The 20,495-nt window shown below is 60.1% G+C and carries 22 protein-coding genes and 1 pseudogene; 5 read left to right on the top strand and 18 right to left on the bottom strand.

The features are described 5' to 3' along the window. Window positions 1–63 precede the first annotated feature (63 nt). Together GR198_RS29365 and GR198_RS29370 are read right to left on the bottom strand one after the other, a co-directional pair. Window positions 64–264 (bottom strand): helix-turn-helix domain-containing protein, encoded by a 201-nt coding sequence (locus GR198_RS29365; RefSeq protein ID WP_017957066.1) that lies wholly within the window; start codon window positions 262–264, stop codon window positions 64–66. A 352-nt stretch (window positions 265–616) separates the two neighbouring features. Next, window positions 617–2,830, bottom strand: a complete 2,214-nt coding sequence (locus GR198_RS29370) for a prolyl oligopeptidase family serine peptidase (RefSeq protein ID WP_312876565.1) — start codon at window positions 2,828–2,830, stop codon at window positions 617–619. 845 nt (window positions 2,831–3,675) lie between these two features. Between GR198_RS29370 and GR198_RS29375 the strand changes: the two genes are divergently transcribed. The 4 genes from GR198_RS29375 to GR198_RS36000 all read left to right on the top strand — a co-directional run bounded on the left by GR198_RS29375 (window position 3,676) and on the right by GR198_RS36000 (window position 6,594). Next, window positions 3,676–4,611: a LysR family transcriptional regulator gene (locus GR198_RS29375; RefSeq protein WP_014989617.1), complete on the top strand. Its 936-nt coding sequence runs from the start codon at window positions 3,676–3,678 to the stop codon at window positions 4,609–4,611. Window positions 4,612–4,731: 120 nt separating this feature from the next. Next, on the top strand, window positions 4,732–5,460 hold the full coding sequence (locus GR198_RS29380; RefSeq protein ID WP_113544432.1) for a L,D-transpeptidase family protein: 729 nt from the start codon (window positions 4,732–4,734) through the stop codon (window positions 5,458–5,460). 178 nt (window positions 5,461–5,638) lie between these two features. Beyond that, window positions 5,639–6,202, top strand: coding sequence for a hypothetical protein (locus GR198_RS29385; protein ID WP_245514722.1), 564 nt, complete (start codon window positions 5,639–5,641; stop codon window positions 6,200–6,202). A 47-nt stretch (window positions 6,203–6,249) separates the two neighbouring features. Then, on the top strand, window positions 6,250–6,594 hold the full coding sequence (locus GR198_RS36000) for a hypothetical protein (RefSeq protein ID WP_113544434.1): 345 nt from the start codon (window positions 6,250–6,252) through the stop codon (window positions 6,592–6,594). 113 nt (window positions 6,595–6,707) lie between these two features. On the opposite strand, the gene GR198_RS29395 is transcribed toward GR198_RS36000, so the two are convergent. Next, complete coding sequence (locus GR198_RS29395) at window positions 6,708–7,148, bottom strand: CPBP family intramembrane glutamic endopeptidase (protein ID WP_246711134.1); 441 nt, start codon at window positions 7,146–7,148, stop codon at window positions 6,708–6,710. 76 nt (window positions 7,149–7,224) lie between these two features. On the opposite strand from GR198_RS29395, the gene GR198_RS29400 reads away from it, so the two are divergent. Further along, window positions 7,225–7,590 (top strand): antibiotic biosynthesis monooxygenase family protein, encoded by a 366-nt coding sequence (locus GR198_RS29400; protein ID WP_113544435.1) that lies wholly within the window; start codon window positions 7,225–7,227, stop codon window positions 7,588–7,590. A gap of 26 nt (window positions 7,591–7,616) precedes the next feature. Here the strand turns inward: GR198_RS29400 and GR198_RS29405 are convergent. The 15 genes and pseudogenes from GR198_RS29405 to GR198_RS29475 all read right to left on the bottom strand — a co-directional run. Continuing rightward, a pseudogene (locus tag GR198_RS29405) lies at window positions 7,617–7,904 on the bottom strand (transposase domain-containing protein); the annotation flags it as partial. 1 nt (window position 7,905) lies between these two features. After that, window positions 7,906–8,301, bottom strand: coding sequence for a hypothetical protein (locus GR198_RS29410; RefSeq protein ID WP_113544436.1), 396 nt, complete (start codon window positions 8,299–8,301; stop codon window positions 7,906–7,908). Window positions 8,302–8,389: 88 nt separating this feature from the next. Then, window positions 8,390–9,955, bottom strand: coding sequence for an IS66 family transposase (tnpC, locus tag GR198_RS29415; protein WP_113544437.1), 1,566 nt, complete (start codon window positions 9,953–9,955; stop codon window positions 8,390–8,392). Window positions 9,956–10,022: 67 nt separating this feature from the next. Then, complete coding sequence (gene tnpB / locus GR198_RS29420) at window positions 10,023–10,376, bottom strand: IS66 family insertion sequence element accessory protein TnpB (protein WP_162769181.1); 354 nt, start codon at window positions 10,374–10,376, stop codon at window positions 10,023–10,025. Beyond that, complete coding sequence (tnpA, locus tag GR198_RS29425) at window positions 10,373–10,759, bottom strand: IS66-like element accessory protein TnpA (protein WP_246711135.1); 387 nt, start codon at window positions 10,757–10,759, stop codon at window positions 10,373–10,375. Before tnpA ends, tnpB begins: the two co-directional genes overlap by 4 nt. A 78-nt stretch (window positions 10,760–10,837) precedes the next feature. Beyond that, window positions 10,838–11,182 carry a hypothetical protein gene (locus tag GR198_RS29430; protein WP_246711136.1) on the bottom strand — a complete coding sequence of 115 codons (345 nt, stop codon included), beginning with the start codon at window positions 11,180–11,182 and terminating at the stop codon, window positions 10,838–10,840. 151 nt (window positions 11,183–11,333) lie between these two features. Then, window positions 11,334–12,530 (bottom strand): sensor histidine kinase, encoded by a 1,197-nt coding sequence (locus GR198_RS29435; RefSeq protein ID WP_246711137.1) that lies wholly within the window; start codon window positions 12,528–12,530, stop codon window positions 11,334–11,336. A 122-nt stretch (window positions 12,531–12,652) separates the two neighbouring features. Continuing rightward, on the bottom strand, window positions 12,653–13,327 hold the full coding sequence (locus GR198_RS29440; protein ID WP_164070056.1) for a response regulator: 675 nt from the start codon (window positions 13,325–13,327) through the stop codon (window positions 12,653–12,655). Window positions 13,328–13,563: 236 nt separating this feature from the next. Continuing rightward, window positions 13,564–14,763, bottom strand: a complete 1,200-nt coding sequence (locus GR198_RS29445) for a Gfo/Idh/MocA family protein (RefSeq protein ID WP_245514961.1) — start codon at window positions 14,761–14,763, stop codon at window positions 13,564–13,566. A gap of 104 nt (window positions 14,764–14,867) precedes the next feature. Further along, a complete protein-coding gene (locus GR198_RS29450; RefSeq protein ID WP_113544300.1) occupies window positions 14,868–15,590 on the bottom strand; it encodes an alpha/beta fold hydrolase in 723 nt (240 codons plus the stop codon). Between the two features lie 129 nt (window positions 15,591–15,719). Further along, window positions 15,720–16,736 carry an aldo/keto reductase gene (locus GR198_RS29455; RefSeq protein ID WP_113544301.1) on the bottom strand — a complete coding sequence of 339 codons (1,017 nt, stop codon included), beginning with the start codon at window positions 16,734–16,736 and terminating at the stop codon, window positions 15,720–15,722. A gap of 72 nt (window positions 16,737–16,808) precedes the next feature. Further along, window positions 16,809–17,912, bottom strand: a complete 1,104-nt coding sequence (locus GR198_RS29460; protein WP_113544302.1) for a Gfo/Idh/MocA family protein — start codon at window positions 17,910–17,912, stop codon at window positions 16,809–16,811. A 138-nt stretch (window positions 17,913–18,050) separates the two neighbouring features. Further along, window positions 18,051–19,010, bottom strand: coding sequence for a LysR family transcriptional regulator (locus GR198_RS29465; RefSeq protein WP_113544303.1), 960 nt, complete (start codon window positions 19,008–19,010; stop codon window positions 18,051–18,053). Between the two features lie 48 nt (window positions 19,011–19,058). Then, complete coding sequence (locus tag GR198_RS29470; RefSeq protein ID WP_245514959.1) at window positions 19,059–19,274, bottom strand: hypothetical protein; 216 nt, start codon at window positions 19,272–19,274, stop codon at window positions 19,059–19,061. Window positions 19,275–19,327: 53 nt separating this feature from the next. Next, on the bottom strand, window positions 19,328–20,188 hold the full coding sequence (locus tag GR198_RS29475) for a pirin family protein (RefSeq protein ID WP_113544304.1): 861 nt from the start codon (window positions 20,186–20,188) through the stop codon (window positions 19,328–19,330). Window positions 20,189–20,495 lie beyond the last annotated feature (307 nt).

A 20,495-nucleotide genomic window follows, 5' to 3' on the forward strand; every position in this document is an offset into this window, starting at 1 on the left:
GATTGCTGTCCCAAATAAGGCCGTCGGCGGTTCGATTTTGCTCAAGGCGCTCACCTCTAATGATCAAACCTTAGGCTTTCTACCGGACCTCAATGGAGGTCGACGGGAAGCATCGCCGTCTACCTCAACAAAAAGTTCCGCGACATTGACCCCAAGTACCCCAGCAAGTGATTCCAAGGCGGAAACAGTGACGTTTTCCATGCCGCGCTCGATGCGCCTCACATAAGAACGATCGATGTTTGCCTCGAGCGGACCCTTAGACAATGCGTTGCTCTTGCAACTATATCATTTCGAGTCTGCCCCCGCATTATCGACCAATCTGCTGAAGGGTATGAAGTCCTGTTTCGAGCGCTGGATCCCAGAACCGCGTCGAATGGCACGTCCTCGAACACGGCGTCTTCCTTGAACAAGGCGGCGAGTGCATCCGCATCATGCGCGGTTTGGAAGGCTGCGGCCTGCCGGATCAGCGCGATGTTGGTTCACATGGGCGGTTCCTCTGACCGAATGCTCGTCACAGTGAAAATGGACGTGCACGCTTGTCGCCATCAGCACCAAGCGCACACCAAGCGAGCGACGAACTCGCTGCCGACAAAGGCGGGACGGCCGCCGATGCCGGTTACCTTCCGGTTTGGAGGCGCAGGCCTGACCAGTGTGCCGCGAAGGCCCACATGTCCGCTGTCTGCTCGATGATCTTGTCCGTCGGCTTGCCCACGCCGTGTCCCGCTCTCGTTTCGACGCGCAGGAGCCGAGGCCGATTTCCAAGGGCGGCTGCCTGGAGCGCGGCCACATACTTAAACGAATGCGCTGGCACAACTCGATCGTCCGTGTCGCCGGTCGTGGTCAGGATGGCGGGATACTCCGTGCCGTCCCGGACGTTGTGGAGCGGTGAATAGGACAGAAGGTTCTTGAAGTCGGCTTGCACCGCCGGGTCACCGTATTCCTGCGTCCAGAACGTTCCGCCCGTGAACAGGGGGAAGCGCAGCATGTCCAGCACGGCGACGTCGGGTAAGGCCGCGGCAAAGAGATCCGGACGCTGGTTCACCACCGCTCCAACCAGAAGGCCACCGTTCGACCCGCCGTGGATCGCCAGCCCGTCGGGCGGTGTAATGCCCTCGCGCTTCAGGAATTCGGCAGCGGCGATGAAGTCGTCAAAGCTGTTCTGCTTGTTCGCTAGCCGCCCGGCTTCGTGCCACGCCCGGCCATATTCGCCACCGCCGCGGATGTTGGGCATGGCGTAGATGCCGCCTTGCTCCACCCAAGCTAGCGCTTCCGCAGAGAAATATGGGATGAGCGGAATTCCGAAGCCGCCATAGCCGTACAGCATGGTGGGGGCCGGGCCTGTCACGTCCTTGCGCCGCATGACAAACATCGGAATGCGCGTACCATCCTTCGAGGCAAAGAAGCGCTGCTCCACGACGAGTTGATCGAGATCGCTCGCAATCCGGGGCTTCGCCCAGACAGTGCTCGTGTTGGTCGCCACGTCGTAGCGATAGATCGTAGTGGGCGTATCCTGACTGCTGAAGACGTAGAATGACTCATTGTCGCCAGGCCGCCCCCTGAAGGCGCCAGCCGTGCCGGTGCGGGGAAGTTCAACAACACCATCGCGCGTGCCGTCCAGCTTGAAGCGCTCGACCTGCGTCTTTGCATCCACCATGTAGGAAACCACGAGCCGATCGCCGACGATGTTGCTCCCGAGAATGACAGCATCCTCCCGATGCGGGAGGAAGTCCTGGAAAACCGGCTTTTCCGCATCGAAGTTGATCGCGACGACCTTGCCGCGTTCGGCGCCTTCCTCCGTGGTGAAGAACAACCGCGCGCCGACGTTTCCGATCAAGGTCCATGCATGATCGAGCGAGGAGACCAGTGTTTCGGGCGTCCATCCATCCTCCGCCAGATCAATGACGGTAATGCCGTTGCCGCCTCCAAGCCGCGATGAATGGATCACGACATAGCGGCCGTCCGTTGTCGTCAACGCCATGTGGATGAGCGGCCGATCAGTGTCGGAAGCATAGATAAGGCGGTCCTGCGACTGCGGCGTCTCAAGTCGGTGGAAGTTGACGGTATGCTCGAGCACCTGCGCTTCGAAGGCGGCACCTTCTTCTGGCTCGGCATTGCGGGAGTAAAAGAAGCCGGAATCATCCTGCGCCCACCCGATCTTCATGAAGCGCGCCCAGCGGATCTCGTCATCGAGAATCCTGCCGGTGTCGATATCCATTACGCGTATGGTCCGCCAATCGGCGCCGCCTTCCTGGATGGCGTAGGCGAGATAGCGGCCGTTGTGCGAGACCGCCCATTCGGCAAGCGCGGTTGCTCCGTCCTCAGACCAGATGTTGGGGTCGACTACAACGCGATCCGTTCCGTTCTCGCGGACATACAGGACGGGTTGCGCCTCCAAACCGGCGCTTCGCACGAAGAAATAACGGTCGCCGCGCTTTTCAGGTGGGATCGGAAGGCGTTCGTGGTCGAAAAGCGCCTGGAGGCGCTGCTTGAACAGATCGCGACCGGGAAGCGTGGCGAGGTAGTCTTCGGTCAAATCTTTCTGCTTAGTAATCCAGGCTTCAACCTTCCCGTCGCGGCGGATGTCGCCTTCCAGCCAGCGATAAGGGTCGGCAACCGTTGTGCCGAAATGCGTTTCGACGGTTTCGGTGCGCTCGGTGAGCGGATAGGTCATTGTGTTTCCCTTGTTTTCGGATGCCGTGCTAATTTCCGGCAGGAGAGCTATGGCCAATGCCGTCGCCGACAGGGCGACGAGCCTCGTTTGCAACGAACGCCGCGCCTCGCGCTTGGATGAAGATTCGCGCCATACAAGGCGCGGGATAAGCAATCTCACGGGAAACCCCTTGTTGTCGGGCGCCGCAGCGTCTGCCGCCGCGACGCGGAGCCGGCGTACGGAAGTATCAGCGGCCGACTGTTCCTATCGCCTGCACTCGCGCCGGTCAGGGTCCCGCCTGCAGCGGTCCCAGCGCGCGCGATCGGCCATAACCTGAGCGTCTCTCGCAATCTCTTGCGTCAATCGGGTCCGCTCGAGCGACTCCCGTTGCGCGTTGTCGCGCCGCGCCTGTTGTTCCAACATGCAGTTCGTATAAGCGCGGGACCCGTAGGGTGCCCCAAAACTATGGCAGGTATTCGCGTCCCTGTACTGCCGTTCTTCCGTCGACACACACGCTGATAGAGCGAAGCCAACGAGGGCGATGGAGAGGATGGCTACCGCGGGCCGACGATCGTTAATGGAAGGGCGTTGCAGCATTCTGTTGATCTCCTTTCGAGAATGAGCGCTGGCGGTTCGTTGACGACGCGAGCGAGACACAGCGGCGCCCCGCGGCCGCCATGACCAGCCGAAACCCCACAGAGCAGGAGAAGATTGCGGCAACATTGTCCGAGTTTGGAAAAATCCTCCGGGAGCAGTCCGATCGCCGCTTGGATGCGCCTTTCCGGCGCTAAGCACACAACCGAGAAAAATCAGCGCGCGGCGCGTTAGTTATACGTCCTTCGGACAACCGTTCGGGAACGTTGCAGTGGCCGTCACGACTGAGTTCGAAGTGGAGAATCCGCTCATCCCTAAAGGCCCCGACCTTGAGCCTCGAAATTCGGGCTTCTGAACTCACGATCAGTCGCGGCGTGGCCACATTCGCATTTTAGTTATGGCATTATCGATGTGATAGCCAGGAGTTATAAGTGGATTTGAACGCAGCCCTGAAGGCATTCATCAGAACAGTAGAGAAGGGCTCCATGACCGGCGCGGCGCGAGATCTCGGCATCTCGCAGCCCGCTGTTACAAAACATCTTCTCAATCTCGAGCGACATCTGAATGCACGGCTTCTCGAGCGATCGCCCCAGAATATCCGCCCGACCACACACGGTCTGGAGCTTTACGAAGCAAGCCGCGGCGCGATCGCATCCATCGATGCCGCCCTCGAGGGTATCCGATTGAACGTAGGCGAAATCGAGGGCAATCTCCGCATTCATGCGCCATCCTGTATCGGTTCAAAGCACCTCCACGGCATCCTTCTGGATTTTCAGGACCTGCATCCAAAAATTGCCGTCGATCTTGTCTTGGACGACCGTACCGTCGATCTCATCTATGAGAATTTTGATCTCACGCTACGCTATGGCCGGATAGAGGCTCAGGAGGTCATTGCCCGGCGCTTTGGCTGGATGCAACGTATTCTCGTTGCCGCTCCCAGCTATCTGGAACGCGTCGGCGAGGTGAGGTCTCCGGAGCAGTTGTCAGACCTCAGCATAATTTCGACCTTCGTCGTCCTGTCGGGCAAGAATATGTTGCCGCTGATGCGATCCGGATCTCCGACAATCGAAATTCCGGTCAAACCTGTCTTCCGGACGAATGATGCTCACGTTCTTCTCAACACGCTCCTGGCAGGCCGGGGGATCGGACAGGTGCAATGGTGTCTCGTAACAGACCTGATCGCCGAAGGCAGGCTTGTGCGCGTACTCCCCGCCTACGCAGTGAAGCCGACTGAGGCGTTCCTTGCCTACCCGTCGAACAAGTTCATGCGTCCCGTGGTGCGCGCCTTTACCGACTTTGTCATGCCGCGTCTGAAAGAAATTGAAGGAATAAGCCAAAGTGCTGATGATTTGGGATGCGCTTTATAACAATCGGTTATGCGCGCAATTACTCGATAAACGATAGACATTACTCGCACGAAATTGTTCTTCTGGTCCCGAGATGTTGCCATTCGGGCAACGACGGTTAGAGACCAGTGAATACTATCTATGCAGCTAGTGACCCATCACATATCCCGCCGCACCTTTCTTCTTGGCTCCATGTCCGCCGCCGCCGCTCTTTCCGGCTGCGCGACGAACAACCCAACTGCGGAACAGATGACGTTGGCGAAGCAAGTTCAATCATCGCCGCCAATTGCATCCGATCCTGAGCTTCAAGCTCGTTATGCGGCATTCGAGGACGGAGGGCATTTCGTGCCTGCCATCCCCTACCAGGATATGGACCCGAAGTATTATCGCCAGCGTGTTGCTGACCCGACGGGAGAAAAGGTTGGCACGGTGGTTGTCGATACGCCCAACCGCTTCTTATATCTCGTTGAAGAGGGCGGTACGGCCATGCGGTACGGCGTCGGCATAGGCCGAGACGGGTTTGCCTGGAAGGGCGAGGGTATCGTCCACTGGCGCCAGCCGTGGCCACGATGGAAACCTCCTGCAGAGATGATCGCTCGTCAGCCGGAATTGGAAATCTATTCCGTCGCGAACGGCGGCATGGATCCCGGGATCATGAATCCGCTCGGCGCGCGGGCGCTCTACATCTTCCAGAACCGGCAAGACACTCTATATCGGCTACACGGTAGTCCCGAGTGGCAGTCTATCGGCAAGAGCGTCTCTTCCGGATGCGTAAGATTGATCAACCACGACATCGTCGATCTTTATGATCGTGTCCCCTATCACGCGCGAATGGTCGTGCATCAGGAACCATTTATCACGACGGTATAGTTTCCGAGATAGGTTCACTTGGCGGGGCCGGAGGGTAGGTGAACGTCTTGTGAGGCAAGCGGTCGAGAGCGCCTGACGAGAAGGGACCGCAATTATTCCCGTCGTCGTGAGTGGCAGGATATTCTTCGCAAATGAGCCCCTGCTCAGGGAGGCTGGCTGTACAGCATTAGAGGATAGCATGCAGAAAGAACCCCACCAATTCCAGGAGGCAGATAAGACCCTGATGGCCGCTGTCGATGAAGCCATTGAGCGCGCCGTTGAGACCGCAGGGCATGAACTTCAGTCGCTCGGTGTCGGCAGATCACCACAAGACTACTTCGCGGACGCCGTCCTCCGCCACCTGTTCCTGCGCCTGTGCGGGGCCGACTTGAGAACCAACACGGGAGGAGATCCAGAAACGGCATGGAAAATCCTCTATATGGGCCGCAGCGTCGCCCGTCACTGGGAGAGGGAGCGTGGCGGTTCGGCAGCACTTCGGGAGAAAAAAGACCGGCGGGAGGATATCGAAAGAGACAAGCGTGAACGACAGCAGTTGGCACTCACCGCACAGAATTTCGCATTGCAAACTGTTGTTCGCGCTCTGGTCGATCACGCCCGTGCGTCGGATCCGGAAATCGCAGATCGCCTCGAAGCGGCAATCGACGCCCGCCATGCAAGGCTTGAGCCCCTCTCTGACACCGACCGGGAGTTTACCGAAAGAGCAAAAAGCTACCTGTGGCTTCTCACCCCTCCACCAGATTAGGCGCAGTGGCGGCACAACCAAAACTATCAAAATGCACGGAGTTAGTAGTGACAAAAAGCTGTCCTGTTCTTACGCCGGCTGAAACAAAAACCGTCGACGTCATCAAACGTGCGGACACGGCGTTGGCTGCTGCGGTCTCTCGGGCTTTGGAAGAGGCGGTCAGACAGGCTACCGAAGACATGCGAGCAATAGATCAGGAAGACGCCACGCCGGTGCTGAAATATTTTGCAGGCGTCGTTCATCAGCGAATGTATTGCCTGATGTGCGGTGCAGATCCGGACACTTTTGAAGGAGGCGATCCGGATATTGCCTACCACATCATCCGAAACAGTCAGAACATCGCCAGACACTATTGGTCCGCGGACATCGAGCCCTATCCACCGAAGCAGTAAAGACTGTCTCATGACAACCGGCGCAGGTTGTTCCGGGCGCGACGATTTCCTCGCCATGTCTCACCCCTTTGGCGCACGACACGTTTCAGCAGACGGACTGCGTTTATGGCGATTTACGGCATCGGTGCGAAACCAAACGCCGACGCGATGCTGTTAGCCGCGTTGTAGACGCAGTGAAGAACGACGCTGGGCCAAACCGATCCCGTCGCCCGGAAGAGGATGGCAGATAGAAGACCCACCATGATCGCGACGGGCAGGATCACGCTCACGCCGTGCGCGATGCCGAATATAATTGAGCTTAGTACGACGCCGGCAAACGCACCGTAGCGGTTGAGCGCATTCGCAACGACGCCCCTGAACAGGATTTCCTCGCCGAAAGGCGTGAAAATGGCGCCGCCCAGAAATGATAAGAGAAAAGGGAGCGGGCCGCCACGCGCCGCTGCATGCAGGATGCTTTGAGGATCATTGTAAGCGGTGCCGCGGCCGCACCTTGACCAAGATGCTTTAGGTAGTTTCGATGGTTGCCGCCATGACGGGACGGCGCTTCGCGCCATTTGCGGACTAGCGCGCTATACGAGATTGGGACAGACTGCATTCTTAGGTCATGTTATCGACCAGGCAGGAGTCCAAATGCGAGTTTCTGTTCTACCTGAACCACCATACTACATGGTCAGCTTCACCTCGCAGCGAACAGATGCGGAGGACGGTTACGGCGAGATTGGCTACGCAATGAGCGAACTTGCAAGTCAACAACGAGGTTACCTTGGTTTTGAAAGCGTTCGCAGTGCAGATGGTTTCGGAATACTGCTATCATTCTGGAAGGATGAACAGAGCATCCGCGCATGGAAAGCCGTCGTTGATCATGTTGAAGCACAACGACGAGGTCGCCAAGATTGGTACTCAAGATACGAAATTCGTGTTGCCGTAGTGCAGCGAGCCTACGGTTTTGACCGAGAACCGGTGACTGCGGCTGACGCAGGTAGCAACGCCAGCTAACGTCCGCTTCGCGCCGACAGGAGCCTTTACGCACGTATCATCCTGAGAGGGGAATTCCACGGCAGGAGACCCACAATCCGGTTTTGCTTATGGCCGTTTACGATAGCAGTGAGCGTGCTGGTCAGGTAGGCTTGTGGATCGACGGCATTGAGCTTGCACGTCTCGATGAGCGAGGCGATGGTCACCCAATTCTCTGCTCCTGCATCGTGCCCGGCGAAGAGAGCATTCTTCCGATTGAGGGCAATAGGCCTGATTGTCCGCTCGACGGCATTGTTGTCAATCTCGATCCGACCGTCGGTCAGGAAGGTGCAGAGCTTACCTCCTCCCAATCATTATCTTATTTTCGAGTCGCTGCCCCCGCATGTTGAGATAAACACGCCCGTTCGCGGCTCTGAAAGCCAAGCCAAAATTCAAAACTTCGGTACATGTGTCGGGATTATCTCCGCCGTCTATAAATTTTTCGACGTAATTCATCAGAGGTTGAACGGTATAATAGTCGTTTGCCCAGTCGCTAATCTGCTTGTACAGGACCGCGTCTATGCGTTTTCCCTCTGGGGTAAAGTCGACCGAATACTTGCTCGTCGCTTGGGCGAGGTTCAGCGTAGTAAGAAGCTCGATAAACTTTGGCCTCTCCTCATAATTGAGTTGATTGTCCCGAAAGCCACGAACAGCATCAACGTGTTCTCTCGGAAAGTCGTCGATTGAATCCATGTACGGAAAACCTGGTGCATCGCTAGAACGCTTCAATGTGGCAGGAATGGATTTTGACGACAAGATGCTGCGGTAGCAACAAGTCCGCTTAGGGTCGGGAGAAGCCTTCGGGCACATATTGCCCTACTGGGTAATTCCACGGCAGTAGCTCATCGATGCGACTCTGCTTGTGGTCGTTGACGATGGCAGTCATCGTGCTGGTCAAGTATTTGAAGGGATCGACGTCGTTGAGCTTACAGGTCTCGATAAGCGACGCGATGGTTGCCCAATTCTCGGCTCCCACGTCATGTCCCGCAAACAGGGCGTTCTTCCGATTGAGCGCTATTGGCCGGATGGTTCTCTCGACGCTGTTGTTGTCGATCTCGATGCGCCCGTCGGTCAAGAATTTGCAGAGGCCGTCCCAATATTTGGCGATATAGGCCAGCGCATCGCCGAGCGGCGACTTGCCAGCGACACGGGCGCAATGATGCGTCAGCCAAGTCCGCATATCTGCGATCAGCGGCGCTGATCGGTCTTGTCTTCCAGCTAGGCGAGCTTCAGGGGCGAGGCCACGCAAATCGGCTTCGATGCGATAGAGTTCGGCGATCCGCTTCACGCCGTCCTCTGCAATCGGCGCTGAGCCAGTACGGGTGATCTCGACCAGCTTGCGCCGTGCGTGCGCCCAACAATAAGCAAGCCGGATGTCTGGACCGCTCCTATCAGGTGAGATCAGGCGATTATATCCGGCGTAACCGTCCACCTGGAGGACGCCCTTGAATCCTTGCAATATCCGCTCTGCATGCTGCCCGCCACGACCTGGAGCATAGGTAAAGGCGACGCCAGGCGGCGCACCTCCGCCCCACGGGCGGTCGTCACGGGCTAGGGCCCAGAAGTATCCGGTCTTGGTTTTACGGGAGCCGGGATCAAGCACCGGCGCACGGGTCTCGTCCATGAATAGCTTGGTTGAACGCTTCAGGTCGGCAATCAACGCGTTGAAGACCGGACGTAGTTCGAAAGCGGCCCGACCGACCCACTCGGCCAGCGTGGAGCGGTCGAGGTCAATGCCCTGGCGGCTCATGATCTGGGCATGCCGATAGAGCGGCAGATGATCGGCGTATTTGGACACCAGCACATGTGCGATGGTCGCCTCCGTCGGCAGCCCGGCATGGATCAGTCGAGCAGGTGCTGGAGCCTGAGATACGCCGTCGGTGCAGGCACGGCAGGCATATTTTGGACGACGAGTGACGATGACACGAAACTGCGCCGGAATGACATCCAGCCGCTCGGACACGTCCTCGCCGATGCGATGCAGGCCGCCGCCACAGGGGCAGATCAGGCTTTCCGGCTCGATGATCTCCTCGATACGAGGAAGGTGGGCGGGAAGAGAGCCGCGATTGGCGGCGCGTGGTTTGGGGTGCGGTTTAGCCGAAGGGCTATCAGCCTCGTCTTCGGCATGGACGGTCGCAATGGCCGTTTCCAGGTCCTCCAGTGCGAGATCGAATTGCTCGGGATCAGCCTTCTCGGATTTGCGCCCGAAGGCCGCCTGCTTGAAAGCAGCGACCAACTTCTCCAGCCGTTCGATCCGCTCATCCTTTCGGACATCACGCGCTTGCGCCGCGATCAGCATCGCCTTCAAGGCAGCAATATCGTCCGGCAAATCGGCGGCGTCCAACATGGCTGAAGTTTATCAAATTCTGCCCGTCTCACCGCTGGAATTTGCCGCCCGAGTCATCGTGACGCACCTATTCGATGGCGTCAGGCGCTCTCGCCTCAACGGAACGGACCCGACGCCAGTCGAGGCCTGCAAACAGCGCTTCAAACTGGGCATGACCCAAGGTCATCAGGCCATCCTTGATTCCCGGCCAGGTGAACGTGTGCTGCTCCAGCCGCTTGTAGGCCATCACCAGCCCGCTGCCATCCCAGTAGATCAGCTTCAATCGGTCTGCATTGCGCGACCGAAATACGAAGACCGTTCCGGTAAACGGGTCCTTGTGTAGCTGGTTCTTGACCAGTGCCGCCAAGCCATCGTGGCCCTTACGGAAGTCGACTGGCTTGGTGGCCACCATGATCCGAACCCGGTTCGATGGAAAGATCATGCCGGGACCGCTAAGGCACGCGCGACAGCGGCGATCCGGGCGGCAGATGCCCCTTCTTCCAGACGGATCGTGACAGCACCGACAATAATCTCGGGACGGCTGGCTTTCCTGATTGGCGGCTCCGAAACAGGTGGATCGACGATCACCGCTGCGAACTCCACCGCATCCTCGGGTGCAGGCAGAACCAATTTGCCCTGACGCGCCATCGTCCGCCAGGTGGAAAGGTGGTTCGGCTTCAAGCCATGGCGCTCTGCGACCTCATTCACCATCGCGCCGGGCCGAAGGCTCTCCGAAACGATCTGAGCCTTGACCTCGTCCGGCCACTGCCGATGAACCTCACGTCCAGACTTCCTGGTCGTGAGAACCTCCAATGTACTCTCCATGGAGAAACTCCCGTTGCTCATCCACGGAATCCGATCACAGATTATGACGGCCGGGACAATGTGGGAGCGGGACACCGGTTACGGATCATTGCTGCCGAACCACGCCTGATATGTGAACTGTATGATCAGGTTGAGACCGTATCCGATGGTTCCGACTCCAGTCGCGATCAGGAGCCAGCGAGGTGAGACCGGTCGGAACCCGAACGAGCGCAGAACCCGTATCCGCAGGCTATATGCTGCGGCGAAAGCACCGACGCCGACGAAACCTCCTGCCGTCGAGCCGACAACTCCTAGGAGAACGGGATCGCTGCTGGGCAGAAGTCCCATCAGCAGGCCGAACGAAACAAGAAGAACTGGATATGCGACGAGTCCAATCAGTATTTCTGGCCAGCCGGGTCGTTGCCATTGATCATCTGCGATCATTATCAACCTCAAGTATGACAAGGCGGCGCCTCGCGGTCGCTGCTCACTGCAAAGGCGCAAGACCGCGAGTATGGATGCAAGCAGCCCGGCATCGCGCTGCGTCCGTGTAGATGCGCAGGGAAACATTGCGCCAACATTGGCTCGGCCGCGGTTACGACGCCGCAGTGAACTCTAATCGTACGATCGCCCCACCGCTCGGGGCCTCTGCGATTGTGATGCGGCCGCCATGATGATCGACGACTTGCTTGACTAGGTTGAGACCCAGGCCGGTACCGGAAGATCGCGGCCGCAGCCGATGAAAGGGTTCAAGCACCCGTTCGTGCTCCTCCCCCGGAATACCAACGCCGTTATCCTCGACCTCCAAAGAGGTACCGTTGACCCGCACGATCACCTCGTTCCCGCCATGCTCGACACCATTCTGGATGAGATTTGTGAGCGCGCGTTCTATCGAACCGGTATTGCCCATGATCTTTCCGGGCTGTTCAACGATCACCTCGATTGCCTTGCCCGACGCGATCAACACCGGTGCCAGATCCGCAACGACACTGCGGGCGAGCGCAACGAGGTCGATCCGGTCACTTGGCGCGCCATTGTCCAACCGATGAAGATCGAGCAGTTGCTCGGACAGCGTCGCAAGCCGTGACACGTCCGGCAGGAGCGATCGCAGGCCCATGTCGGTCGCAGCGTCGATCTTCATTCTCAATATAGCGATCGGCGTTCGCAGCTCGTGGGCAGCCGAAGCAATGAAGCGGTGCTGACGATTATAACTTTCATCGAGGCGGTCGAGAGCTTCATTGACGGCGCGGACGAGCGGGCCGATCTCACGTGGAACCTTGTCTTCCGAAAGGCGGATGCCGCGACGCCCGGCGTCGATCCGCTCCGCTTCCTCCGTAGTTTTTAGGACACCGGCTAAAGCGCGCGTGACGATCATGGGCGTCGCGACGATGGAGACGAGAGCCAGGACGAGGAAAATGGTAGCGGCTACGATATTGGATGCAATGGTGATGAGCGCCGTGAAGGGTTGGACCCGACCGTGCGCTATGATCATCATATCGCCTGCGGGGCCGGATTCCTGTCGAACCAGGGCGGAAAGGGTAAATGGCTCGAACTGCCCCCGCATGTCTGCCGAAGACAGTTTGTCGAGGTGGGGAACGAGGGGAGCGTACTCCGCCGGCACCTGGCCGAAGGCAACCACGTTGCCGTCGCCAAGCCGGGCCGCGAACCAGAGATCCGGCGATTCCTCGCGAAGTTTCGCCAGCTCGGGCGTCACTTCCACTCTTGGGGCACCGGCAGCATCTCGGACGATCGAGTTTGCGGCGACTTTTACGACGGCCTCCTCGACATACATCCCGTCAACAGCCGAATTGACGAAAAAGATGATGAATCCGATGGCGGCGGCCGCGACCGTCAGAAACTGGAGGATCAGCTGCCTGGTGACAAGGCGCGTCTTCAATGATGGCTGACGGCGCTTCAATCCTTAGCCCTGAGCAAATAACCCACCCCTCTGACCGTATGAATCTCGACGCCGGCGCCAGCATCGCTGAATTTTCGACGCAGGCGTGAGATATGGGAATCGAGTGTGTTCGACTGGATAGCGTCGTCGAAGCCGTAGACGGCTTCCTCAAGGGACTCGCGCAGGACAACGCGCCCGCGACGCCGAATCAACGCAGTGAGCACTGCAACTTCACGCCTTTGCAGTACCAACTGCGTTCCGTGAACCCGTGCTTCGCCAAAGGCCATGTCGAATACGAGGTCACCGACGACGATCTCGTCTGGTGCAAGTTCGTTCGGGCGGCGCTGCACGGCCCGGATGCGAGCAAGCATTTCCTCCAGGTCGAAAGGCTTCACCAGGTAATCGTCGGCGCCATCATCGAGCCCGGCTACGCGGTCGCTCAGTTCCCCGCGAGCGCTCAAGACGATGATCGGCACGCCCGGATTGTCTACCCACAGCTGTGGAATAAGGCTGAGGCCGTCGCCGTCAGGCAAAGTGCGATCAAGCAAAACGAGCTCGTGCACCTGCGACCGGGATGCTTCTCTCGCAAGCGAAATGCTAGTCACCCAGTCGGCCACGAAGCGATCACGTTCGAGGGCGCCGCGCATTGCTTTGGCGAACTCCACCTCGTCTTCGACCAGAAGTATCCTCATGCCAGTGCTCCCGCAACGTGGGAAGGTGCGCCTTAATCCGCGAAGAGCACCTCTTGCCACCGAGTTGTCGCTTTCTAATACCGATACGCCGCATTTTCCCTGATTTGTCCAGATTTGACACGTATCTGGGGGCTTCGACGGAAAGCTGAGATGACGATCTTCGCCGCAGCCGCGTTATTGACTGAACTCTTTCGTGCATGAGGTGCACGGGTATGGTCAGGAAACTCCCCGGGTTTTCAGAGATTGGAATTGACTAGGTCGGGATGGGACAGATGCTGGCGATAACCTGTTTCAGCGGCCTGTGTGATCGCCTCGAGCACCCGGTGACGATCGAGCGCGACCGCGAAGTCCGGCGCATCGGCGGTTCCATCGCGGAGGTCGGCGGCGAACTGGGCGTAGAGGCGGGCGACACCAGCCGCGGGTGCGTCGAGTTGCAGGTCGGGAGCCGCATATGCGGGCGGGACCTGTAGCCGCTGGACAGGCTCGCTGCCGCGGCGCAAAGTGATGGTCACATCGCCGAAGTGGATGTAGCCCGATGCCGTCTCGACGCGCAGACTGCCTTCGGTGCCTTGGATCTCCCACACCATCGCCGAGCCGGCGGACTGCCCGGCACTGTAGTGCAGCGAAGTGACGATCCCGCCTTCGAGAACGCCGGCGACGACGATCTCGTCCGGCGCGTCCTTCGGGAGGGACGTGCCATCCGAGAGGCGGACACCGTCGCCTCGCTGATTGGCGACGACGGCGGACAGGCTCTCAAATGCGCCGAGTACGTGCGCGAGCGGTTGGAGCGCGTGGCCGAGCATGATGCTTAGAAGCGTGGCGCCATTCTCTGCGCGAGCCATGTACTCGAACGGCGGGTCATATCGGCCGAGCCACATGGCGTCAGTCAAATGCGCTCGGATGCTCGTACTGAGCGGCATGCCGATCACGCCCTGCCGGACGAGGTCGCGAAGGTAGCGAATCGGCGGGTGCAGGCCGCCCTGCAACCCGATAACCGTTCGCAGCCGCCGTTCGCGGGCAAACCCCTCCAGCGCTTCCGCTTCCGATAGGTTTCGCGCGAGCGGCCATTCGCAATAGACCATCTTGCCCGCGGCGAGCGCGTCGGAAACGATCTGCTTGTGCTCCGGCACCTTAACCGCAACCACCACCAAGTCGACCTCCGGCCGCAGGACCAGCGCCTGGTGTGTGTCAAAGGCAAGATCGGCGCCTAGTCGGCTAGCGGTCGCGTTCGCACTCTCCATACGAGTCGTGCTGACAGCGCGGATCTGGAACGCATCGAGCGCCCGCAGCGCCGGGACGTGAGCAATTCCGCCCCAGCCTCGATCAGCACTGGCGCCGACGATGCCGACGCCGATCCGGGTGTTTGCTGAATTTGTCATGTAGGCGTGCTCCTGTCTGGTGCAACCCGGGCAATGCTCGCCGTGCTGCTTGACCATGGTTTCGTTTCCGGACAAATGCTTGGGCGCATAGCGGGTGACCAATCATTGCCGTTCGCGTTGCGGCTGCGCGGGTTGAGCCCAAGTGACGCAAGCGCAGGGAGTTAAACGTGAGTCCAATGGGCCTCGAGTTCGCGTGCGACATCGGCCGGACGCTCTATCATCGGCCAATGCGAGGCGCGCAGCTTCATGACGGCGCGTGCGTGTGTGGCATTGCCGAGCTCGTCGGCGAAGCGGTGCGGCAAAAACGGATCGTCCAGACCCCAGATCACCAGCGCTGGCGCGGTCATGCTGCTCAAACCCGGCTTCCACTCCGCACCGACCTCGATAGCGGAACGGTAAAGTGCGAGAATGCTTGCCCGCATAGTGGCATCGAGATGCCGAACCGATTCATCCGCCGCATCTCGCGGCATCTGCGCCTCGACGAGCTTCGCCGCAAATTCCTCGAGGTCGAGGTCCTTCATCCATTGCTCGCCTTCACCTGGTGTCTGCCAGATCTTGGCGAGATAGTGCCATGGGTATTCTGGATCGATAGGCCCGCTGATTCCGGCCCAGGTTCGCACCAGATCGGGGCGGATCGACGCGAGGCGCCCTGTCAGCAGGCAGCCCCAGTCATGGCCGACCAGATCCACGGGTTCGCCGATCTGCTCGACCTGCTTGATCAACCAGTCGAGATACTCCTCCTTGGTCGAGGCGAAGCCTGATGGCAGCGGCGTGCCAAAGCCCGGGAGATCGAGCGCGACGATATCGGTGCGCGCCAGATGTGAGCGGACGGGATCCCAAAGGCGATGAGTGTCAGGAACACCGTGAACGAGGACTGCCGGCATGAATATCTCCTTGTTGAGCGTCGTCAGGAAGATAATCGCCTCGATCGCGTTGCAGTAGCTGGCAGTCCTGAAACATGGGGTTGCTGTTTGAGGAACCCAGGCGAACGACAGCCATGTAACCCGCAAGAATCACGAGCCGCGACTGCTTGGTGCATTCAGAAGCCAGCCCGGATACTCGACCGGCAGGTGGCTGACGGAATCGAGACGCGCCATGTCGTCCAGGTCAAGCTGGACCTCTGTGGCCTGAACGTTCTCGCGTAGCTGCTCGACCCGTTTGGCGCCGATGATGACGGTCGACACCACCGGCTGTTTGAGGAGCCACGCGATCGCGACCTGCGCGGGACTGCGATCATGCTTGCGGGCAACGTCCTTGAGGACGCGGATCAGCGGCTCGCCCCGGACGCGGTCGATCGGCGGGAAGTCGAGTTCGGTCTGCCGTGCGCCTTCGGGATATCCGCCGTCGGCGTACTTTCCGGTCAGATAGCCTCCGGCGAGTGGGCTCCATACCATCAGGCCCACCTGCTCGGAGGCGAGGAGCGGCACGATCTCGCGCTCCACGTCCCGGCCGACGAGCGTGTAATAAGCCTGCAGCGAGGCGATCGGCGCCAGATTTCGCGCGCGCGTGATGCCGATCGCCTTCATGATTTGCCAGGCGGCCCAGTTCGACAGCCCGATGTAGCGAACATCGCCTGCACGAACGAGGATGTCGAGCGCCTCCAGCGTTTCCTCCATCGGGGTTGCCGGGTCGAAGGCATGAATCTGGTAGAGATCGATATGGTCGAGCCCCAATCGGCGCAGACTGGCGCGGCACTCGCTCAGGATGTGAAGCCGCGACGCGCCGCCTCGGTTCGGTCCATCGCCCATGGGCGACGCTACCTTCGTCGCGACAACCACATCGTCCCGCGCCACGCCCACATTTTTGAGCGATCGGCCCAGGATCTCCTCGCTCCGGCCATGTGCATAGATGTTGGCCGTATCGAAGAGGTTGACGCCCGCATCCAGCGCGGCGCCGATCAGCGCATCCGCATCGTCCTGCCCCAGTTTTCCGACCTGTCCCCACAGACCGTCCGATCCCCCGAAGGTCATCGCACCGAAGCAGAGCTCGGACACGAACAGTCCGCTGCTGCCAAGCTTGCGCATCCGCATACTGCATCTCCTTGTCTTGACGGCCCGGCGCGTAGAACGTGACGCCGGGTCCCGTTTGGTTTGAAAATCAGGTCAGCCGAGATCGCTCTGCCGCTCGCCCGTCCGGGCCGCGCGCTCCACCGCAGCAATCAGGCGGCTGTTGCGAAGCGCGTGATCGAACCCCGGCGTCTTGTAAGTGCCCGCGATCAGGTCACGCGCGAGCGAGGCGTAGACTTCCCCGACGTTGATCGCGGCACCGGCCCAAAAACCTGCGGCGGTCGGGCCGACACCAGTCGCGATCGGCGTGTCGGGTGGTGTGAACGCGACGGTCGCCGTGAGGCTGAGATCGCCGACCTGTGCGCCAGCGAGGTGATTGCCGGTCAGGGTCAGCCGTCCCTCGGCTCCACGAATTTCGAAAGTGAAGCGCGCGTCTTCGGCCGGAACGCCGGCGAGCACCTGGACCGATACCGGCGCTCCGCTCATGGTCTTGGCGATCAGGTCAAGATGATCTGGGATCTCGCGGGCCGAGATGTCCCCGGTATCGACGACCTCGATCTCCGGCCAGAGGAGCGCGACGCGGGCGTCGACCTCGGTGATGTCACCCAGAACAGCTTCGATCACATCGAGGACATGGGCGCTCGTAATCGTCATGAAACTCGCGCCCGACGCGGCCTTGTTGAAATAGTCGTAATTGCTCGTCGTCTGAGGCCCGTAGCCGAATGTCGTCGCATCGACGCGGGCCGACAGCAAACGTCCAAGCTTGCCGGACGCGACCAGGTCCGCGGCGCGGCGCACAGCCGGATTGTGGCGACCCTGCAATCCGATCGCGGTGTGAAGCGACTTGGACGCAGCCGCCATCGCCTCGGTTTCCGCCAAGGTCGCTCCGAGCGGTGACTCTGAATAAACCGCCTTGCCCGCTTTCAACGCCGCCATTACCAGGTCATGGTGCGCCGGAACCTTCACGGCGACGGTTACGACGTCGATGCTTTCGTCGCGGATGAGCTCATAGGGATCCGCATACCAGCGCTCGGCGCCGAACGCCTCGGCCGCAGCCCTCGCGCTATCTCCCCGGCGTGTCGCCACGCCTGCCAGCACCAGCGATGGCTGCGCCGCAAGCGCGGGGACGTGTGATGCGCCAGCCCAGCTCGCCTGCGTATCCGCGCCGATGATCCCGACACGAAACTTCCTGTCCGTCATGATTATGCTCCAGCATTGATATTCGAGCGCTCATTGGCGCTGTCGCCGGGCATTTAGACGGGTGGGATCGATATCTTGAAATCGATATCTGATATGCATCATCATCCATCGCATGGATGACTAGACGCGAGGCTCGCCTCAGTAATATTGCTGTCGGAGGTCGGCGCAGACCTGTTCAGAGCCTTGCCACACGTGCGGGAAGACGCCGGCCAGGCAGCTGCGGAGCCAGCGCTGCGCCGGATGCGCGTCATTGCGGCGATGCCAATTCAGGACGAACGGCACGGGGTTCAGCCGCAGCGGAAAGTCCCGCACCGCGAGTTGCTCCGAACACCCCGATCGCCTGACGACGCTCTCGATAACGGTTGCCACCATGTCGGAAGCGGCGACCAGTTCCGGCGCGCTCGCCATATGCTGAACCGTGACTGCGACCCGGCGCTTCAGGCCCTTAGTGGCGAGCGCGGCGTCGGCCACGTCCAGCCCTTCGTTTTCCGGCGAGACCAGGATGTGTGGCAGCGCCAGGAACCGTTCCATGTCGAGCGGCTGGTTTGCCGCAGGATGGTCCCTGCGCAGGATGCACACGAAGCGTTCCTGAAACAAACGCGCGCTCAGGATTCGGCCGGTCTCGACCGCTGGAAGTCCGACCGCCATGTCAATCTCGCCGCTGTCCAGCATCCGCGTGGCCTCCTCCCGGCTGGTATAGTCGCGGACCCGAAGGTCAACGGACGGCGCCCGGTTGGCGAGTACCCGGATCAGAGGCGGAAGAACCACGCTTTCGGTATGCCCCGAGAGCCCCAGCGAGAACGTCATCGCCGCAGCGGATGGATCGAACTCTTGCGTGAATTCCAGCGTTTGCTGAATGTTGCGCAGTGCCAGCGAGATCGGCTCCGCCAATTCCAGCGCGCGTGGCGTGGGCTGAAGGCCGTTGGGTCCCCTGACGAACAATTCGTCCCGCAACAATCCCCGCAGACGACTGAGGGCGGCACTCATCGCCGGTTGCGTGCGTCCGATACGCTGGCCGGCACGCGTGACGTTTCGCTCGGCGATCAATGCGTCGAGCGCCACGAGCAGATTGAGGTCAATGCCGTGTAAATCCATCATGTGGATGTATAGTCGCACGTGCCATCAGTGACAAGCATGGGCTGCCCATCAGACGATCAGGACAGGAAGGCCCGTCAGCCGCCGGCTCTCCATGTCGGCGTGCGCTGCACCCATCTGGTCGAAGCGATAGCGGACGACTTCGAGATCGCTGAAAAGATCTGCCCGGACCGCATTCCAGAGCTGTTCCGTAGCGACCGCGACGGTTCCACCATGCACATGCTGCGGGGTTACGCGGATCGACTGCATTTCGACTTTTCTGGCCATAACCATTTTCCTTGGAGGGTGCCGCACGACAATCGCGGCGCGGCGAAACGTTCCTACGCATGGGCGACCGGCCGCATCGTGCCGGCATGAGGGAACTTGCCCTGACGGTAAGCGGCATAGTAGCCGGCGAGCTCACTCGCCGATCCCGCAATGAACGGCCCTTGCGCTACCACCTCGATGCTCTGTGGCTGCCCGGCGTAAAGCAGCACCCGCGCGCCGCGATCGCGCGCGCGCATCGTGAGCGAGCTCGTGCCATCGCCCATCGGCGTGGTCCAGCCCACCGAGCCTGTGGCCAGCTGCTCGCTGGTGACGCCAGCCTCCACCTCGCCATCGATCAAGACGACGAAGGCGTTGTAGGAGGCGGGCAATTGCGGCGCGAAGGCGGCTCCTGCTTCCATATGAACGTCGATCAAGGTGACAGGCACCGCGTTCAAGGTCGGCGCTGCCGCATTCTCCAGCTGGCCGCTGTAGACTATCGCCGTGACCCCCGGCTCAGCGTGCACCGGCATATCGGCACGGCGCAGGACCTGCACCCGGGGGCCCATGTTGCGCTGCGCTTCCGGCAGGATCAGCCAGAGCTGGAACAGACGCATCCCCGTCGAGACCACCGCATTCTCCGAGTGGACGATGCCGCTGCCCGCCGTCATCCACTCCACATCGCCTTCCTCCAGCCGGCCTCCGGTATCCTCCATCGTGCCTTTGAGCATGAAGGTCACGGTTTCGAGGCCGGCATGGGGATGTGCATCGCCGAAACGTCCCTCCAGTGTGATGTTGTCGTCGGCCATCAGGAAGAACGGATCGGTCGAGGCTAGGTCGCCGGGCGCGATCACCAATGCGGCCTTGTGCCGCTCGCCGTCGAAGCCCGGGCCGAGTGGAGGTATGCTTGTGACGCGGTCAATCGATCTCTGCAGCATAATTCTGGTCCTTCTCGTAACTTGGGACCGAGTTCGCCGCGATCGGCGCCACCTCGGCATCATCGCCAATCATCTCGGATCGGACCGGTCTCGATCAAGATAGGGGTTCGAGAACCCAGTGTTGCGCAACGAGGAACCCAAAGATGCGTGAAGAAGTGCAACCGATCGACTAGGACCAAGCGACATTCAGGATTGAACGAAGCCGCTTGCGCGGCATTTGGAACTCGGGATTTGCATGATGCGCTTCTGATTTGAAGGATTGGGCTGTTTTAGCCAACCTTTGAACAGGAGATGACGATGACAGAGA

The organism is Rhizobium leguminosarum (assembly GCF_010668065.1).
In the GTDB taxonomy this organism is placed as follows: Bacteria; Pseudomonadota; Alphaproteobacteria; order Rhizobiales; family Rhizobiaceae; genus Rhizobium; species Rhizobium leguminosarum_S.

Coding starts and splice junctions, on each gene's coding strand:
- GR198_RS29380 (WP_113544432.1), top strand. CDS start 4,732: ATGCAGCTAGTGACCCATCACATATCCCGCCGCACCTTTCTTCTTGGC.
- GR198_RS29385 (WP_245514722.1), top strand. CDS start 5,639: ATGCAGAAAGAACCCCACCAATTCCAGGAGGCAGATAAGACCCTGATG.
- GR198_RS29395 (WP_246711134.1), bottom strand. CDS start 7,148: ATGGCGCGAAGCGCCGTCCCGTCATGGCGGCAACCATCGAAACTACCT.
- GR198_RS29400 (WP_113544435.1), top strand. CDS start 7,225: ATGCGAGTTTCTGTTCTACCTGAACCACCATACTACATGGTCAGCTTC.
- GR198_RS29410 (WP_113544436.1), bottom strand. CDS start 8,301: ATGGATTCAATCGACGACTTTCCGAGAGAACACGTTGATGCTGTTCGT.
- tnpC (WP_113544437.1), bottom strand. CDS start 9,955: ATGTTGGACGCCGCCGATTTGCCGGACGATATTGCTGCCTTGAAGGCG.
- tnpB (WP_162769181.1), bottom strand. CDS start 10,376: ATGATCTTTCCATCGAACCGGGTTCGGATCATGGTGGCCACCAAGCCA.
- tnpA (WP_246711135.1), bottom strand. CDS start 10,759: ATGGAGAGTACATTGGAGGTTCTCACGACCAGGAAGTCTGGACGTGAG.
- GR198_RS29430 (WP_246711136.1), bottom strand. CDS start 11,182: ATGATCGCAGATGATCAATGGCAACGACCCGGCTGGCCAGAAATACTG.
- GR198_RS29435 (WP_246711137.1), bottom strand. CDS start 12,530: ATGTATGTCGAGGAGGCCGTCGTAAAAGTCGCCGCAAACTCGATCGTC.
- GR198_RS29440 (WP_164070056.1), bottom strand. CDS start 13,327: ATGAGGATACTTCTGGTCGAAGACGAGGTGGAGTTCGCCAAAGCAATG.
- GR198_RS29445 (WP_245514961.1), bottom strand. CDS start 14,763: ATGGTCAAGCAGCACGGCGAGCATTGCCCGGGTTGCACCAGACAGGAG.
- GR198_RS29450 (WP_113544300.1), bottom strand. CDS start 15,590: ATGCCGGCAGTCCTCGTTCACGGTGTTCCTGACACTCATCGCCTTTGG.
- GR198_RS29455 (WP_113544301.1), bottom strand. CDS start 16,736: ATGCGGATGCGCAAGCTTGGCAGCAGCGGACTGTTCGTGTCCGAGCTC.
- GR198_RS29460 (WP_113544302.1), bottom strand. CDS start 17,912: ATGACGGACAGGAAGTTTCGTGTCGGGATCATCGGCGCGGATACGCAG.
- GR198_RS29465 (WP_113544303.1), bottom strand. CDS start 19,010: ATGATGGATTTACACGGCATTGACCTCAATCTGCTCGTGGCGCTCGAC.
- GR198_RS29470 (WP_245514959.1), bottom strand. CDS start 19,274: ATGGCCAGAAAAGTCGAAATGCAGTCGATCCGCGTAACCCCGCAGCAT.
- GR198_RS29475 (WP_113544304.1), bottom strand. CDS start 20,188: ATGCTGCAGAGATCGATTGACCGCGTCACAAGCATACCTCCACTCGGC.